The organism is Pseudoduganella sp. LjRoot289 (genome assembly GCF_964252925.1).
Classification (GTDB): domain Bacteria; phylum Pseudomonadota; class Gammaproteobacteria; order Burkholderiales; family Burkholderiaceae_D; genus Rugamonas.
Window position 1 is genome coordinate 4,220,075 of the sequence record NZ_CAXUPN020000001.1, and the last position, 17,299, is coordinate 4,237,373.

The 17,299-nt window shown below is 64.9% G+C and carries 7 protein-coding genes; 3 read left to right on the plus strand and 4 right to left on the minus strand.

Annotation, left to right across the window (positions count from 1 at the left end; all coding sequences use genetic code 11):
• Positions 1-199: 199 nt before the first annotated feature.
• Positions 200-2,863, plus strand: coding sequence for a TonB-dependent receptor (locus tag ACSQ8Y_RS18050; protein ID WP_436267813.1), 2,664 nt, complete (start codon positions 200-202; stop codon positions 2,861-2,863).
• 542 nt (positions 2,864-3,405) lie between these two features.
• Positions 3,406-6,180 (plus strand): TonB-dependent receptor domain-containing protein, encoded by a 2,775-nt coding sequence (locus ACSQ8Y_RS18055; protein WP_436267814.1) that lies wholly within the window; start codon positions 3,406-3,408, stop codon positions 6,178-6,180.
• Positions 6,181-6,250: 70 nt separating this feature from the next.
• On the opposite strand, the gene aroG is transcribed toward ACSQ8Y_RS18055, so the two are convergent.
• Complete coding sequence (aroG, locus tag ACSQ8Y_RS18060; protein ID WP_436267815.1) at positions 6,251-7,312, minus strand: 3-deoxy-7-phosphoheptulonate synthase AroG; 1,062 nt, start codon at positions 7,310-7,312, stop codon at positions 6,251-6,253.
• Between the two features lie 383 nt (positions 7,313-7,695).
• Here aroG and ACSQ8Y_RS18065 point away from each other — a divergent pair, with 383 nt between their 5' ends.
• Entirely contained in the window at positions 7,696-10,527 is a 2,832-nt protein-coding gene (locus ACSQ8Y_RS18065; protein WP_436267816.1) for a TonB-dependent receptor, read from the plus strand.
• A gap of 105 nt (positions 10,528-10,632) precedes the next feature.
• Here the strand turns inward: ACSQ8Y_RS18065 and tldD are convergent, their stop codons facing one another.
• From tldD to ACSQ8Y_RS18080, 3 genes are all read right to left on the minus strand, one after another.
• A complete protein-coding gene (gene tldD, locus ACSQ8Y_RS18070; protein ID WP_436267817.1) occupies positions 10,633-12,093 on the minus strand; it encodes a metalloprotease TldD in 1,461 nt (486 codons plus the stop codon).
• Positions 12,094-12,188: 95 nt separating this feature from the next.
• Positions 12,189-12,986, minus strand: coding sequence for a carbon-nitrogen hydrolase family protein (locus ACSQ8Y_RS18075; RefSeq protein ID WP_436267818.1), 798 nt, complete (start codon positions 12,984-12,986; stop codon positions 12,189-12,191).
• Positions 12,983-17,131: a YhdP family protein gene (locus ACSQ8Y_RS18080; RefSeq protein ID WP_436267819.1), complete on the minus strand. Its 4,149-nt coding sequence runs from the start codon at positions 17,129-17,131 to the stop codon at positions 12,983-12,985. The genes ACSQ8Y_RS18075 and ACSQ8Y_RS18080 overlap by 4 nt, the downstream gene beginning before the upstream one ends.
• Positions 17,132-17,299: the final 168 nt, after the last annotated feature.

Consider the following 17,299-nt stretch of genomic DNA (forward strand, 5'->3'; position numbering starts at 1 on the left):
AGCTTTTGCGAAAGACCGCATAAGCCGTGCGTTGTATTATCCGCACATTCAACATTTCAATATTGACATGCTAACCGCCTGATGGTTACATGGCACTCTTGAAGATCAAACATTTCTTCAAGGAATTGCCACAAGCAGGGCCCTGCCTATCCGGCATCAGGCCCATGACATTAGTTGATAATCTTTTGGGAGTTTGGCAATGATGAAAGAAACAGCAATCGCACGCTCGGTGCGCCTCGTCTGCGCAATCGGTCTCGGCCTGGCGGCGCAAACCGCCTTCGCCCAAGCGTCGGAACCGGCAATGCAACGGGTCGAAGTGACCGGTTCCTCGATCAAGCGCCTGGTATCGGAAACGGCCAATCCGCTGACCGTCTTCAAAGCAGAAGACTTCGTCAAGCAAGGCTTGACCACGGCCCAGGAAGTGCTGGACCGCATTCCGTCGAACAGCTCCAGCTTCAGCTCCGGCAATGTGGTCGGCGGCAACAGCTCCGGCCTGCCGACCGGCGGCCAGTCCAGCGCCGACCTGCGCGGTCTGGGCAGCGACAAGACCCTGGTGCTGCTGAACGGCCGCCGCATTGCCAACCACCCGTACGACGGCGCCAGCGTCGACCTGAACATCATCCCGGTCTCCGCGCTGGAGCGCGTCGAAGTGCTGCGCGACGGCGCCTCGGCCATCTACGGCACCGACGCCATCGGCGGCGTGATCAACTTCATCACCAAGCGCTCGGTGCAAGCGACCACGGTCACCGCCGAAGTGCTGCTGCCGCGCGCTGCCGGCGCCGATGAAAAGCGCGTCAACATCTCCAGTGGCTTCGGCGACCTGGACAAGGACGGCTACAACTTCTTCGGCGTGTTCGACTACCACAAGCTCGACATCCTGACTTCGCAGCAGCGCGAGTTCTCGAAGACCGGCGTGATTCCCGAGCGCGGCCTGAACCTGACCTCGGGCACTACCTACCCGGGTAACTATTTCGATCCGGGCTCGAACAAGACCGGCAACCCCGGCTTCGCCACCGGCTGCGACCAGCCCTTCTCGGTGCCGCGCGCCAGCAACGGCACCTGCCGCCAGGATTACACCCGCCTGATCGACGACCTGCCAGCGCAAAAGCAAATGGCTTTCTTCGGCAAGGCCAGCTTCAAGATCAATAACGACCACCAGGCCAATATCGAGTACCTGCACGCCGAGAACGACGTGCTGTCGCACACGGCGCCGCCGCCGCAGACCGGCCTGATCCTGCCGAAGAGCAGCAAATATTACCCGGGCAACCCCGGCGGCGGCGTGCCGGCGCAAGCCGGCCTGTCCGGCCAGCCATTGTCGGTCAACTGGCGTCCGACGGAAGCGGGCCAGCGCGAGATCAACTCCCTGGGCGCGTCCGACCGCCTCAGCATCGGCGCCGAAGGCCTGGCCGGCGGCTGGGACTACAAGACCGCGTTCACGCTGTCCGAGAGCCGCTCCTCCGAATGGTTCACCGGCGGCTATGTGCGCGACGAATCGTTCGCCGCCGGCGTCTTCAACGGCATCCTGAACCCCTTTGGCAAGCAGGACGCGACCGGCAAAGCCTACCTGGACAGCGTCGCCCTGCGCGGCAAGGTACAGACCGGCAAAACCCGCAACACCGGCATCGACGCCAAAGCCAGCCGCGACCTGATGGAATTGGCCGGCGGCAAAATGGCAGTGGCGGTCGGCGGCGAACTGCGCCGCGAAGAAGCCGACTTCTTCGTCAACCGCGACATCGCCGGCCAAGCCGCCAGCTCGGGTCTGTCGGGCTCGCAGTCGACCGCCGGTTCGCGCACCGTCAAGGCCATCTTCGGCGAGCTGAACATGCCGCTGCTGAAAGACCTGGAAGTCAACTTCGCCACCCGCTTCGATGATTACAGCGACGCCGGCAACACCACCAACCCGAAACTGGGCGTGCGCTACCAGCCGACCAAGGAAGTGCTGCTGCGCGGCTCGGCCTCGACCGGTTTCCGCGCCCCGACGCTGTTTGAGAAGAACGCGCCGGCGTCGAAGAACGACACCAACAATTCTTACAACGATCCCATCCTGTGCCCGGGCGGCGTGATTTCGAGCAACCCGATCGCCAATCCACTGCGCGACTGCGACCTGCAACAGTTCAAACTGCAGAGCGGCAATGCTAACCTGAGCCCGGAGAAGTCGAAGACCTTCTCGGCCGGCATCGTCATCGAGCCGATTCCGCAAGCCACGCTGGCGATGGATTACTGGAACATCAAGCTCAAGGACAAGATCAACTACCTGCCGGAAGAAGCCATCTACGGCAACTACGCCAAGTACAAGGACCGCTTCCTGCGCAATCCGGACGGCTCGCCGTTCGCGATCTCGGATCCGAAGGAAAACCTGGGCAAGGTCAACACCGACGGCGTCGACGTCAGCCTGACGCTGCGTTCCGGCTCCACCGCCTACGGCAGCATCACCTTCACGCTGGACGGCACCTATGTCCACAAGTATGAGTACCAGGACGAGCGCGACGGCCCGTACACCCAGAACGTGGGCCGCTACGCCGCCAACAACCCGGTCTTCCGCTGGAAACACAATGCCGTGCTGAACTGGCGTCAAGGCGCTTGGGCTGCAACCTTGGCGCAGTCCTTCAAGACCGGCTACACCGACCAGAACCTGGACATCCCTGCCCAGTTCCTGAACGAAGTGCCGTCCTATAGCCTGTGGAACCTGTCGGCCACTTACACCGGCATCAAGGGCTTGACGCTGACCGGCGGCGTGAAGAACCTGCTGGACAAGGAACCGCCGTTCTCCAACCAGGGCACGCTGTTCCAGAAGGGTTACGATCCGCGCTACACCGACGCGGTCGGCCGTGCGCTCTACCTGCGCGGCAGCTATACCTTCTGAGCGGGGCTGACACCCAAGTGAACTGGTAAGCAGTATCAAAATCCGCCGTCCGGGCGATCCGGCGGCGGGTCTATTTACTCGGCCGCCACCTCACACCACCCGTCGCCAGCTGTAGCAATAGGTAGCAACGCGCATCGTTTTGTAGCAAAAAAGGGACAATCGAGCCCTCTAGTTGCCGCCTACTAAGCAGGGACCGAATGCCGCCACCAGCACTTGCATATTAGTCAACTCGTTTTGCCAAATGGTCAAAGATGTTCGCTAGTTCCGCGATCTTCACTGATTTTGGCTACGACTTGCCTACAAGGCTCAGAACTGGATCGGCCTGCGCGTTTCCCTTACTTCAGCTCGCCAGCTTACAGAGGCAAAATTTCTACGTTGACACCCCTTTCCCCGGGTGATTACATGAGCATATGAGCAAGCATGGCTATCTATCCAATGGCACGTTTGTATCACCGAAGAGATTTAACATCTTTCAACCGGCCCAAGAAGCCGTTATTTACGCATCACATACTGGGAGTAGTTAAATGATGAAGGAAACAATCTTGTCCCGCTCCGTACGCCTGATCTGCGCCGCCGGCGTCGCCGTCGGCATGCAAGCGGCGTACGCGCAACAAGCAGCGCCAGAATCGATTCAGCGCGTCGAAATTACCGGCTCGAGTATCAAGCGCATCGCCGCCGAAGCATCGCTGCCGGTGCAGTCGTTTAGCCAGAAAGACATCCAGCGCGCAGGCGTGACCTCGGTCACCGACTTTGTGCAGCAACTGCCTGTGATGCAAGGCTTCACCGTGGCGGCCGACTCGGTCGGCGGCGGCGGCGGCGGCATCACCACCGCATCGATCCACGGCGTGGGCGAAGCCTACACCCTGGTGCTGGTCAACGGCCGCCGCATCGCGCCCGCCACCTCCGGCACCACCATCGACATTAATTCAATCCCGCTGGCAGCTATCGAGCGCATCGATGTGCTGACCGACGGCGCCTCCGCCCTGTACGGCGCCGACGCGATCGCCGGCGTACTGAACTTTATCCTGAAAAAAGGCGCGTCGCCACTGACGATAGACGCCAAGTACAGCAAGCCGCAGCATCCGGGCGCCAAAGACAAGTCGGTTAGCGTCTCCAAGGGCTGGGGCGACGTGGAAAACGACGGCTGGTCGCTGTTCCTGTCGGGCAGCCACCAGGAGCAGGAGCGCATGACCGCCGCCCAGCGTCCCTTCGCGTCGACCGGCATCATCAATTTCAACGACCCGAAGACCGGCACACCCCTGCAGTTCTTCAACGGTTCTTCCCGTTCGATCCCGCCTAACGTCACCGTGGGCTACGTGAACGCAGCCGGCGCCAACAAGACCGTCAGCGTCAACCCTTACCTGAAGATCAATGGCAAGTGCCCGCCGAAACATGTCGACCTGGGCGATGGTCAGTGCTACTTCGACTACACCTCCTCGGTGGAAATCTCCCCGGAAATCAAGCGCGACAGCTTCTACGCCGCAGGCAAGCTGAAACTGGGCCAATCGGGCTTTACCGCCTTCAGCGAAGTGACGCTGAACGACGCCCACATCTACGCCACCATCGCGCCGTACCCGGCTGAATTCTCGCTGGCCAAGAGCTCGCCGTTGTTCACCAAGTACGTCCAGCCCTACCTGACCGCGCAGCAGCTGAACACGATGACCTCGGCCACCGTGAAATACCGCCTGCAGGACATGGGCGGCCGCGCCTACGACTACGCCAGCAAGACCACCAACGTGGTCGCCGGCGTTGAAGGTGTAGCCGCAGGCTGGGACCTGAACTCGGCCCTGACCTTCTCGCGCAACAAGGCGCCTACCAACTATGTCGGCGGCTTCCCGCTGGCCGACAAATTCAACGCGGCGCTGACCGCCGGCACCATCGATCCGTTCCCGTACGCGCTGGGCGAGATGCCTGAAGCGATGAAGACCGCGCTGAACGGCACCGGCTACACCGGCAACTACAGCAACACCGAAATCGAAATGAAGGGCTTCGATGTGCGCGGCACGCGCGAGCTGTTCTCCATGCCTGCCGGCAAGGCACAGCTGGGCGTGGGCGCGGACTTCCGCAAGACCACCTACACCCAGAGCGGCAACCCCGCCGTGAGCCACTCCGAAATCCTGTTCGACGACGACCAGCCAGCCTTCGACTTCTCGCGCAAGAACGGCGGCGCATTCGCCGAGCTGGTGCTGCCTGTGATCAAGGAGCTGGAAGTGACCGGTTCGGCGCGCTATGACCGCGTGACCAAGATCAGCGACGGCCTGAACGCCAAATCGATCGGCGAAGACCAGTCGGCGACCACTTACAAGGTCAGCACCCGTTACCAGCCGACCAAGGAATTGGTGTTCCGCGCCGCCTACGGCACAGGCTTCAAGGCAGCGTCGATGAAGGATATCGGCCAGCCACAGACCGACTTCGGCGTCACCGGCGGCACCTACAACTGCCCGCTGAGCGCAGCCAACGGCTTGGCCAGCCACCCGCTGGCCCAGTACTGCGACGGCCGCAACCAGCTGGAAGTGTTCCAGGGCGGCAACCCAGCCTTGGTGCCTGAGAAGTCCAAGCAGTGGTCGGCAGGCTTTGTATTCGAGCCGAACGCAGCCTTCAGCGCCAAGTTCGACTACTGGAACGTGGAAATCCGCAACGCCGTCACCAGCGTCAGCGAAGCGCTGATCGCCGCCGATCCGAACAAGTACATCGACCTGTACACCACCAAGTTCAAGGCATCGACCAACAAGCGGACCCTGGCCATCATCCTGGCTCCGATCAACATCGGCCGTCAGGAAAACCAGGGTATCGACTACGACCTGCTGTTCAAGCAGAGAGTTTGGGACGGCAAGCTGACCGCCCGCCTGGCCGGTACGCATATGTTGAAGTCGCGCTACACCACCCCGGGTACGGATGACCAGTGGGAAACCAGCCTGGACCAGTTCGGCAGCGACGACAAGGTACAGTTCCGCAACGTGGTGAAAGCGTCCGCCACCTATGAACTGGGCCGCTCGACCAGCACCCTGACCGCGAACTACCGCAACGGTTACAAGGACAAGCACCACGACATCGACAACTGTGCGGTCAACACCAACGACGCTGCGCAGGATTGCGTGGACGTGCAACTGGACGTGCCTAGCTATGTCACCCTGGACTTCCAGACCCAGTACCGCGTCCTGAAGAACCTGGAGCTGACCCTGGGCGTGACCAACCTGGCCGACCGCGATCCGCCGCTGTCCCTGCGTAACACCGGTTCGCACCAGCTGGGCTATGATCCGCGCTACGCCAGCTCCGTGGGCCGTACCTTCTACGTGAGCGCCAACTACAAGTATTAATCGACTTGGAGCAGGCAACAAAAAACCCCGCCGTAGCGATACGGCGGGGTTTTTTACGTCCCTCTATATATTAGTCGTCGCTGCGCAGGCGGCGCTGGCGCACGGCGGCGGCCAGGCCTTCGAGCACTTGCAGGCTGCTGTCCCAGTCGATGCAGCCGTCGGTGATGGACTGGCCGTAAGTCAGCTCCTTGCCCGGCACCAGGTCCTGGCGCCCCGCCACCAGGTGCGACTCGACCATCACGCCGACGATGCGCTGGTCGCCGCCCGCCACCTGGGCCGCGATGTCGGCGCACACCGGGATCTGGTTCTCCGGCTTTTTCGAGCTGTTGGCGTGCGAAGCGTCGATCATCAGGCGCGCCGCCAGGCCTTGGCAGGCGATGGCCTTGCAGGCCTCTTCCACGCTGGCCGCGTCGTAGTTCGGCGCCTTGCCGCCGCGCAGGATGATGTGGCAGTCCTCGTTGCCGTTGGTCGACACAATGGCCGAGTGGCCGCCCTTGGTCACCGACAGGAAGTGGTGCGGCTGCGAGGCGGCCTTGATGGCCTCCACGGCGATCTTGACGTTGCCGTCGGTGCCGTTCTTGAAGCCCACCGGGCACGACAGGCCGGAGGCCAGCTCGCGGTGCACCTGGGACTCGGTGGTGCGGGCGCCGATTGCGCCCCAGCTGATCAGGTCGGCGATGTACTGCGGGCTGATCACGTCCAGGTATTCGGTGCCGGCCGGCAAGCCCAACTCGTTGATGTCGCGCAACAGCTCGCGCGCCATGCGCAGGCCGTCGTTGATGCGGAAGCTGTTGTCCATATAGGGGTCGTTGATCATGCCCTTCCAGCCCACCGTGGTGCGCGGCTTCTCGAAGTACACCCGCATGACGATTTCCAGGTCCGCGCCCAGCTTGTCGCGCAGGGGCGCCAGCCGGCGCGCGTATTCCATGGCCGCCTTGGGATCGTGGATCGAGCACGGGCCGATCACCACCATCAAACGGTCGTCCTGGCCGTGCAGGATGCGGTGCAGCGCCAGGCGCGCGTTGGCGGCGGTGGTGCTGGCCGCTTCGCTGACGGCGAACTCGCGGATCAGGTGCGAGGGTGGGACCAGTTCCTTCATTTCGCGGATGCGCAGGTCGTCGGTGCGTTGCATGTTTTCTCCTGGAGTCTAAGGCTGATTAAAATCTTGGGCTAAAAAAAAACCGCCATCGTTGGCGGTTTGTCTGGGTCTGCTGGGATCTCGTTTTGCTGCTACGTGAACCGGCCGCTACTCCACCGCCTTTGGGTTGGAATTGCTAAAGTAAAAATGGCCGGTAAAGAAGAAGCGCTGCATGGATGAAATCCTAAAAGGTTGCAACGACTATAGCAACAAGTCGCAAGCTTTGGCAAGTAGTTTTGTCAAGTGGCCTCGTCATGCCCGCGCGTGGCGCGCGCACCACAATGGGGCGGCATCCCTGCCTGTCCTTGATCCAGATCAGCATCTCTTCATGAAAAGGCGGCAAGACTGCATGTTCGACTACTGATTGGAGTTACACGATGAAAAAATTGATACTTCCTGGTCTGCTGGGCCTGCTATCGCAAGCGCAGGCCCAGACCACGGATACGGCCCAACCTATCCAGCGGGTCGAGATCACCGGTTCCAACATCCGCCGCGCGCAGGCCGAGACGGCCTCCCCGGTGCAGACGCTGAACCGCGCCGACATTGAAAAATCCGGCAAGACCACGGTGGCCGAACTGATGCAGACGCTGGCGGTCGACAACCAGGGCTCGGTGCCGATGACCTTTGGCGGCGGTTTCGCCTCCGGCGCGTCCGGCATCTCGCTGCGCGGCCTGGGCGCGGCCTCCACGCTGGTGCTGATCAACGGCCGCCGCGTCGCGCCGTACGGCTTGGCCGACGATGGCCAGAAAGTGTTCGCCGACCTGAACGTCATCCCGGCCGAGGCCGTCGAACGGGTGGAGATCCTGAAGGACGGCGCCTCCGCCATCTACGGCTCGGACGCCATCGCCGGCGTGGTCAACGTGATCCTGCGGCGCGACTTCCAGGGCACGACGGTGCGCGCCAGCCAGGGCATGTCGGGCGACCACGACGGCCACGACACCCGCATCGCCATCTCGCACGGGATCGGCAACCTCGACAGCGACCGCTACAACTTCATGGGCAGCTTCGAGTACGGCCGCAAGGGCGCCATCCCCTACAGCTCGCGCAGCGACCGCCGCTACATCGGCCGCGTCGACCTGCGCGACTACGGCTTCTCGGCCCAGGAAACGCTGGGCGGCACCGGCGCCATCACCGGCCCCAACGCGGCCGGCAGCTCGGTCAACGGCAACGTGCGCAATCCGGACACGAACACGGAGTCCCCCGACTACCTGCGGTATTTCAGCCGCGGCAACCCGGCCGGCGTGGGCTTTACCCGATTCTTCCCCGGCGCCAACTGCGCCAACTTCACCCAGCACCCGCAGGGCGACCCCGGCGGCGGCTGCCTGATCGACGCCCAGCAGCAGTACAGCGAAATCCAGCCGGAGCAGGAGACCGCCAACGTGTTTGCGCGCCTGAGCTACCAGCTCACCCCCGAGCTGCTGGCGTACAGCGAGCTGAACTTCTACCACAGCAATTCCACCGCCAGCACCACCCCGTCCACCGTCAGCGCCTCGGTCGGCTACCCCGGCGGCCCGGTCAGCAACGCCGCCGTGCGGCTGGGCGAAACGCATCCGGACAACCCCTACTTCGGCAGCGCCGCGCGGCTGCGCTACCTGGCCGCCGATGTCGGCCCGCGCATCAGCCATGTGGGCTCGGATTTCACGCGCTTCGTGGCCGGCGTCAAGGGCAGCTGGATGCAATGGGATATGGACGTGGGCTACCTGTTCTCGGAGAACCAGGTCAGCAATTCGCGCACCGGTTATTTGCAGCGCAACGTGGCCTTCGCCCTGCTCGACCCGAGCGCGGCCAACGTCGCCGCCGCGCGCGCCGGCAGCCCCGCCTACGCCGCGCTGCCGGCCGGCAGCGTCTGGCGCATCGGCGAGAACGCCGGCCTGAACTCGGCCGCGCTGTACGGCGCGCTGTCGCCGACCATTTCCAACGACGCCGAAACCCGCATCAGCCAGGTCGACATCAAGGGTAGCCGCGAGTTCGGCAAGCTGGCCGGCGGCGCCATCGGCGTGGCGCTGGGCGCCGAGTACCGCCACGAGTCGACCATGCTGCAACCGACCCAGGGCACCGAGACCGGCAACATCATCGGCCTGGGCTACTCGGCCTACCAGGGCAAGCGGCGCGCCAGCGCGGTCTACGCCGAAGTGCTGGCGCCGGTGCTGAAGACGCTGGAGGCCTCGGCCGCCGTGCGCTGGGACCATTTCTCCGACGTGGGCAATTCCTACACGCCCAAAGCCGGCCTAAAATGGACGCCGACCAACACCTTCGCGCTGCGCAGCACCTTCGCGCGCGGCTTCCGCGCCCCCAGCCCGGCCGAGAACGGCGTGGGCGGCTTGGCAGCGTTCTCCACCGCCGCCGACCCGGCGCGCTGCGCCTTGGGCGTGCAGATGGCCTGCAACCCGGCCTCGATCGCCGTCATCACCTCGCCCAACCAGGCACTGTCGCCGGAACGCTCGAAGAGCTACAGCGCCGGCCTGGTGTGGGATCCGCTGCCGCGCACCAGCATGTCGCTGGACTTCTGGCAGATCAAGCGCAAGAACGAGATCAACCAGGAGCAGGTCGACGCCGCCATCGCGGCCGGCCAGGTCTCGCGCGACCCCTCCACCGCGACCGTGGCCGGCGACCCCGGCGCCATCACGGCGGTGCTGGCGCGCTACGTCAATTCGGCCTCGACCAAGGTGCGCGGCGCCGACCTGGACGTGCGCAAGACCTTCTCGCTGGGCGGCTGGGGCAGCCTGCAGGCGGACGCCAAATGGACGCATTTGTTCAAATGGCTGCGCACGGAGACCGACGGCACGCAGCGCGACTTCGCCGGCACCCACGGCAACTGCGACGTGACCAACTGCATCGGCACGCCGGACGACAGGGTCAACCTGGGGGCGACCTGGGAACGCGAGGCCTTCCGCGTGACGGCCTCGGTGAACTATCGGGGCAAGCTGGACAACACGGCGTTCAAGAACGATCCGGAGGGCTGCGCCACCCACTTCGCCAACGGCAACGATGCGCCGACGGGCTGCAAGATCTCCTCGTTCACGACGACGGACCTGACGGCGCGCTGGACGGTGAGCCCGAAAATGGAAGTGACGGCGTCGATCCAGAACCTGTTCGACAAGGTCGCGCCGCTCGACCCGCTGACCTATGGCGCGGTGTCCTATAACCCGCTGGACTACAGCGGCGCGCTGGGACGCTACTTCAACGTCGGAATGCGCTACAAATTCTGACGACCGGTGTCATTCCCGCGCACGCGGGAATCCATACACTGCATGCTGCGCCGGCTTGGCCCGCGCAGCATGGATCCCCGCCTGCGCGGGGACGACAAGCCAACTTTACGCCGTGCCGCCGACGGTCACGCCGTCGAGGCGCAGGGTCGGCTGGCCGACGCCGACCGGCACGCTCTGCCCTTCCTTGCCGCACACGCCCACGCCCGAATCGAGCTTCATGTCGTTGCCTATCATCGACACGCGGTTCAGCACGTCCGGACCGTTGCCGATCAGCGTCGCGCCCTTGACCGGATAGGTGATCTTGCCGTTTTCGATCATATAGGCTTCGCTGGCCGAGAACACGAACTTGCCGTTGGTGATGTCGACCTGGCCGCCGCCGAAATTGACCGCGTACAGGCCGTTCTTGACCGAGGCCAGGATCTCGCCGGGGTCCTTGTCGCCGCCCAGCATATAGGTATTGGTCATGCGCGGCATCGGCAGGTGGGCGAACGATTCGCGGCGCGCGTTGCCGGTCACCGGCATCTTCATCAGGCGCGCATTCATGGTGTCCTGAATGTAGCCTTTCAGAATGCCGTCCTCGATCAGGGTGGTGCACTGGGTCGGGTTGCCCTCGTCGTCGATGTTGAGCGAGCCGCGGCGGTCCGCCAGCGTGCCGTCGTCGACCACGGTGACGCCCTTGGCCGCCACGCGCTCGCCGATGCGGCCGGAGAACGTCGACGAACCCTTGCGGTTGAAATCGCCCTCCAGGCCGTGGCCGATCGCCTCGTGCAGCAGGATGCCGGGCCAGCCCGGTCCCAGCACCACGGTCATCGGGCCGGCCGGCGCCGGCCGCGCGTCCAGGTTGACCACCGCCGACTTGACGGCTTCCTCGGCGTACTGCTCGAGCAGCTCGTCGCTGAAGTAGCCATAGTCGTAGCGGCCGCCGCCGCCGGACGAGCCCATCTCGCGGCGGCCGTCCTGTTCGGCGATCACCGTCAGCGACACGCGCACCAGCGGACGGATGTCGGCCGCCAGCACGCCGTCGCTGCGCACCACCAGCACCACGTCGTATTCACCGGCCAGGCCGGCCATCACCTGCACCACGCGGCTGTCCTTGGCGCGCGCCATCTTCTCCAGGCGCTCCAGCAGTTTCACCTTGGCCGTCGCGTCGAGCGAGGTCAGCGGATCATGCGGCAGGTACAGCGAGCGGCCGCCCACCTGGGTCATGCCGCTGGCCACCTTGATCTTGCCGGCGCCGGCGCGGCCGATGGTGCGGGTCGCCGCCGCCGCTTCCATCAGCGCGCGTTCGGAAATGTCGTCCGAATAGGCGAAGGCGGTCTTGTCGCCGGATATGGCGCGCACGCCCACTCCCTGGTCGATCGAGAAGCTGCCGGTCTTGACGATGCCTTCCTCCAGGCTCCAGCCCTCGTTCTTGGTGAACTGGAAGTACAGGTCGGCGTAATCGACTTTGTGGGTGAACATGCTGCCCAGCGTTTTCAGCAGCTTGCCCTCGTCCAGGCCGAACGGCGTCAACAGCAAGTCGCGCGCGACGGCCAGGGTGGACAGATTGGGTTCGAATGGAGTCATGATTGGTTACCTTATTGGATATGTTGCCATTGTAGGGCGGATTAGCGGGAAACGCCGAGTCCCTAGCGCGTAATCCGCCATGCGGCGGGGCGACACTACATGGTGCGGTGTTTCAGCGCCGGCAAACTCTCGCGCACGCTGTCCATGAACATCGTGTCGATCTCGCCGTGGACCACGCCCTCGCCTTCGGCCAGCACGGTTTTCACCGCGCCCCAGGGGTCGACCAGCATGCTGTGGCCCCAGGTGCGGCGGCCGTTCTGGTGGGTGCCGCCCTGCGCCGCCGCCAGCACATAGCACTGGTTTTCGATGGCGCGCGCGCGCAGCAGGATTTCCCAGTGCGCCTGGCCGGTGGTGTAGGTGAACGCGGCCGGCACGACGATCAGCGCGACCGGCCCCATGGCGCGGAACAGTTCGGGGAAACGCAGGTCGTAGCAGATGGCCATGCCGACCTTGCCGACCGGCGTCTCGGCCACGCCGACGTCGCGGCCCGGCACGATGGTGCGCGCCTCGTCGTAGGATTCGGTGCCCTTGGTGAAGCCGAACAGGTGGATCTTGTCGTAGCGCCCGACGTGGCGGCCCTCGCCGTCGTACACCAAGGTGGTGTTGACGACCTTGGCCGGGTCGCTGGAGGCCAGGGGCAGGGTGCCGCCCATCAGCCAGATGCTGTGGTGGCGCGCCATCTCGCTCATGAAGTCCTGGATGGGTCCGTGGCCCAGCGGCTCGGCCACGGCCACCTTGTCGCTGTCGCTCAGGCCCATGATGGCCCAATACTCGGGCAACACCACCAGCTTGGCGCCGGTGTCGGCCGCTTGCGCGATCAGGCGCCGCGCGGTGGCCAGGTTTTCGCCCACGGAGGGCGAGGAAATCATCTGTATCGCTGCCACGGTGTTCATGGTGTCTTCCCTTTCAAGGCCTCCAGCCGGGCCGCATCGAGCTTGGTGATGACGGGCGCCTTCCACGGCCCCGTCACTTGCATTTCATAGGTCAGCGCCCGCATCATCGGCTGCGCCAGGAACAGCTGGGCCAGGTAGCTGCCCAGGCCGATGACCGGATTGACGGCCAGCGCGTACACCAGCGGCGCCGTGCCGAAATTCACTTCGGGCATCACCACCACGTGCAGGTTGGCCGTTTCGTTGGCGATGTCGGCGGTGCCGTCCATCAGTACAGTAGCGGCGACGCCGTGCATTTTCAAGTTGTCGGTCTTCACGATGCCGCGGTTGATGGCCGCGTTGGCACTGATGCCGTCGAAGGCCAGGCCGTCCGAAAACACGTCGTGGAAGTCCAGCTTGAGCATGCGCGGCAGCGCTTGCAGGCTGAGCACGCCGAGCAGCTTGGCCGCGCCCGGATCCTGTTTCAGGAACTGGCCCTTCTCCACGTTCATGCTGATCTGGCCGGACAGGCTGGGGATGTCCAGCGCGTAGGGCAGGCCCTTCCAGGCGATGTCGCCGCTCAGCTTGCCCTTGCCGTTGCGCAGCGTGTCGACGAAGCCGAAACGGTCCAGCAGCTTGCCGGCGTTGGTGATGCCCAGTTCGAAATTGAGATTGGTCTGGTGCTGGCCGTCCTTGACGAACCAGCGCCCCGTGCCGTTCAGCTCGCCGTCCGCATTGGCCAGCTGCAGCTTGGCTATCCGCCATTCGCGGGCCGTGGCTATCATCGCGTTGTTCGCCTGCAGTTCCAGGCGGCCCAGCGGCTTGTTGAACAGTTCGAAACGCTCGGCCACCACGTCCAGCGCCGGGATGGTCGGCTGCGTCCCCTTGTTCTCCAGCAGTTCCTTCACTTCATTGGCCTGCGATTCGGGAATGATAAGCGAAGACAGGCGCGCCGTCACCTTGCCCACGCCCTGCCCGGTCGGCGATTCGTTCCACGTGACGTAGCCGGCCACCTGGCGCGAATCGATGTTGGCCTGCCACACGCTCTTCTGGTGGCTGACGCCGACCACCACGCCGTCCAGCTTGCGCTCGCCGATGACCAGTTCGCCGGCGCGCGCGGCCATGGTGTCGGCCACCACGTACTGGGCGACGTCGACGCCGCTGCCTGCCGCCGGAGCGGCCGGCTCCTTGCCGACGATGGCGTCGCCCAGGTCCAGCCACTGGTCGACATTGAGGGTCTTCAGGTTGGCGTGCATCATCATGCCGCTGTCCGGTTCCGGCGCCGGCACGTTGACGCCGATGCCGCCGCGAACCAGCTTCCATGCCTCCTTGCCCTGGCGCTGACGCTGGTAGGCGGCAGCGATGCCGGAACCGAGCGCGATACGGATCTCGTCGCGCATCAGCCCGGCTTCATTGGCGGCCGTGCCGTTCAGCAGGAAATGCAGCGGCAGCAGGTCGGCCGCGTTCTTGGCCAGCGGCGCCGGGAAGTCCAGGCCCAGTCCGGCCAGGTTGGAATCGACCGTCACCGCATACTGGCGGTCGCGCGCCGTGACCAGCCCGGTGTAGCGGGCGCCGCCGCTGAAATGCCTGGCCACGCGCTGCATCTGCGGCGACGGCCAGGTCTTGGCCAGGCCGTCGGCGGTGACGGCGCCGCCCAGGCGCACCTGGATGCTGCCGTCGCGCTGGCTGCCGCCGGAGATGGCCACCGGCCCGCCGATGAAACTGCCCGCCAGGCCGTTCAGGTTGACGCCCTTCTCGTTGAATTCAATCTTGCCGGTCGCCCCCAGCACCGGCGGCATGTCGTGCCACAGCACGACGTCGTTGCCGCCCAGTTGCAGCACGCCCTGCACTTTCGCGTCATGCAGATGGTTCAGCGGCAGCTGCAGCTTCAGCGCCAGTTTGGCCGAGCCGCTGGCCAGCGTTTCATCGGTGAAATGGCCGATCCACTCCAGCACCGGGCTGGCCGCCATGTAGTTGAGGAATTCCTGCATGGCCGCGGCAGCGTTGCCGTCGATTTCCAGCACGCTGTCGTGCGAGGACAGATCGGCGATCACTGCCTTCACATTGTTCAGCGCGGCACCGCCGGTGGCGGCCGTGTCGCCGCGGATCTCCATGCGCGTGCCTTCGAACACGAAGCTGCCCTTGATCTTCTCGGCTTGCGGCCACAGCGGCGACTTGCCGTCCCTGGCGTAGACGCCGGGGTCGTAATTGAGCTTGCCGTTGCTGAGGCGGCCGGCCACGCGGAACTCGCCCTTGGCCCGCTCGGCGGCGCCGGCGCCCTTGAACGGGAAATGCGCCAGGTCGCCGCGCAGGCGCAGCGCGACGTCGTCGGCCTGGCCGTCCTCGAGCGCGCCGACCAGCCAGTGGCGCAGGTGCTCGGGGGTTTGCAGCGGCAGGTAGCGGCCGATTTTCTTCAGGTCGAAGCCGCTCAGATTTCCCGTGAAATCAGCCACGCCCGCGCTCTTGCCGTCCAGCGGCAGCACATGGCTGCCGGACAGCGAGCCGCGCAGGCCCTGCTGCGAGAACTCCAGGTTTTCCAGGTCCAGCTTCAGTTTTTCGTTGCCTTCGAAGGTCCAGCGGGCCTGGCCGCGCAACTTGTCGAAAGGCATGGCCGCGTCGCTGAAATAGTCCGGCATGTGCAGCACCAGCTGGTCGGCGTTCAAGGCGAAGCTGCCGCCCTTCTCGCTCGCCTCCAGCGTGCCGCTCAGGTTGTCGAAACCGGGCAAGGCCGGCATGCCGCGCACCGCCGGGGTTTTGCCGCTTTTCGGCTGCGGCAGGCGGGCCGGGCGCGGCCGCAGTCCAAGGTTCTCCAGCTGCGCGCTCACCTTGTAGGACAGCAAGGCCGGGTAGCTGCCCTGCCAGGACGCGGCCACGTCGCGCAGCCGCCCGCTGGGCGCCAGGTCGGCCAGCATGCCGCGCTGCTCCACGCTCAGCGGCAGACGGCTGGCCAGCGAGGCCAGCGCCTGCAGGTCCAGCACGCTCGCCTTGAGCTCGACGCGTTCCGTCGTCTTGGCCGTGGCCGCCACATAGCGCTCGGACAAATCGGTGGGCGCCATGACCAGGCCGTCGCGCGTGCGCAGCGAGAAATTGCTCAGGTTGATGCTGTGGCCCAGCACGCCGAAGGCCGGCTTGCCGCTGTCGAGCGCCTTCGGGATCTCCTCGCGCGCCGAGACGCGGCCGCGCACGTCGAGCAGGTCCAGCGCTTCCAGGTCCTTGCCCAGCACGGCGGTGACATCGGTCAGCGCGACGTCGGCGGTAAAGCCGGCCAGCTTGGCGTGGTCCAGCAGCACCCAGGCACGCACGGAGCCCAGGCCCGCGCGCAGGTCGAAGGGGTAATTGACATGTCCTTTCCAGGCCGCCAGGTCGGCCTGCCGCACGTCGGCGTAGACCTCGCCCTGCCACTGGCGCACGTCCGAGGTGCGGGCCGCGAAGGCCGGGTGGACGAAGTCGGCGCGCACGTCCAGCGGGCCGCCCAGCGCGGCCGGCGGCGTGGCGGTCAGGCCGAACTGGTGGCGGCGCCATTTGTTGCGCAGCACCAGATTTACGTCGGCCAGCGCCAGCGGCGGCGCGCCGCGCAAGTTGTCGGTCCAGGCCAGCTTGCCTTCCCGGATGACGATCTCGCGCTGCGCCAGCAGCCAGTCGGCGCCCTTGCCGTCGCCCTTCTGGTTCAGGTCGATATACACGCCGGCTGCGTACAGCTTGCCGTCCGCCTCGCGCCGCACGTCCAGCTCGGGCCGTATCAGTTCCAGCGATTCGAAGCGCACGTCGGCTGCCGCCACGCTCCACCACGACAGGGTGGCGGCCACGCTAGGCAGGGTCAGCACCTGGCGGCCCTGCTGGTCGCGCAGCACCACGTCGCCCAGGAACAGGCTGGGATGCAGGCCGGACCAGGAGGCGTAGACGCGGGCGATGGTGACCGGGTTGCCGAGCGCGCGGCTGGCGGCACGCTCGATGTCGCCCTTGTAGTGGTCGATATTGGGCAGCACCAGGTAGCGCAGCGCCAGCAGCAGAACGGCGAATGCAAAGTACAGCAACAGGGCTAACTTGACAGTAAAGCCCAGCACGTGGTGGGTGGCCAGATTGCAGACGCGATAGGCGGAACGCAGCCTCTGCCAGCGCACGGCCAAGGGCACGCTGCCTGTCACTGTCTCCTCTGGCGGTTTTTGCATCAATAAGCTAATAATTCGGGCCCGGCGTCAAAATAAATCGCTAAAATCGTTTCCAGCCCTAAAGGACGCGCCTTGCGAGAGTGAAAAAGCGCGTCTTAGCCTGCGTGTCCATTTTACCGCATAGGCCGTTATCCCCACGCTCCGTTTATTACGTTGCTACACTACGTT

What these genes read in the sequence shown, in the direction of transcription:
- ACSQ8Y_RS18080 (WP_436267819.1), bottom strand. Translation starts at nt 17,131, where the DNA reads ATGCAAAAACCGCCAGAGGAGACAGTGACAGGCAGCGTGCCCTTGGCC.
- ACSQ8Y_RS18050 (WP_436267813.1), top strand. Translation starts at nt 200, where the DNA reads ATGATGAAAGAAACAGCAATCGCACGCTCGGTGCGCCTCGTCTGCGCA.
- tldD (WP_436267817.1), bottom strand. Translation starts at nt 12,093, where the DNA reads ATGACTCCATTCGAACCCAATCTGTCCACCCTGGCCGTCGCGCGCGAC.
- aroG (WP_436267815.1), bottom strand. Translation starts at nt 7,312, where the DNA reads ATGCAACGCACCGACGACCTGCGCATCCGCGAAATGAAGGAACTGGTC.
- ACSQ8Y_RS18065 (WP_436267816.1), top strand. Translation starts at nt 7,696, where the DNA reads ATGAAAAAATTGATACTTCCTGGTCTGCTGGGCCTGCTATCGCAAGCG.
- ACSQ8Y_RS18075 (WP_436267818.1), bottom strand. Translation starts at nt 12,986, where the DNA reads ATGAACACCGTGGCAGCGATACAGATGATTTCCTCGCCCTCCGTGGGC.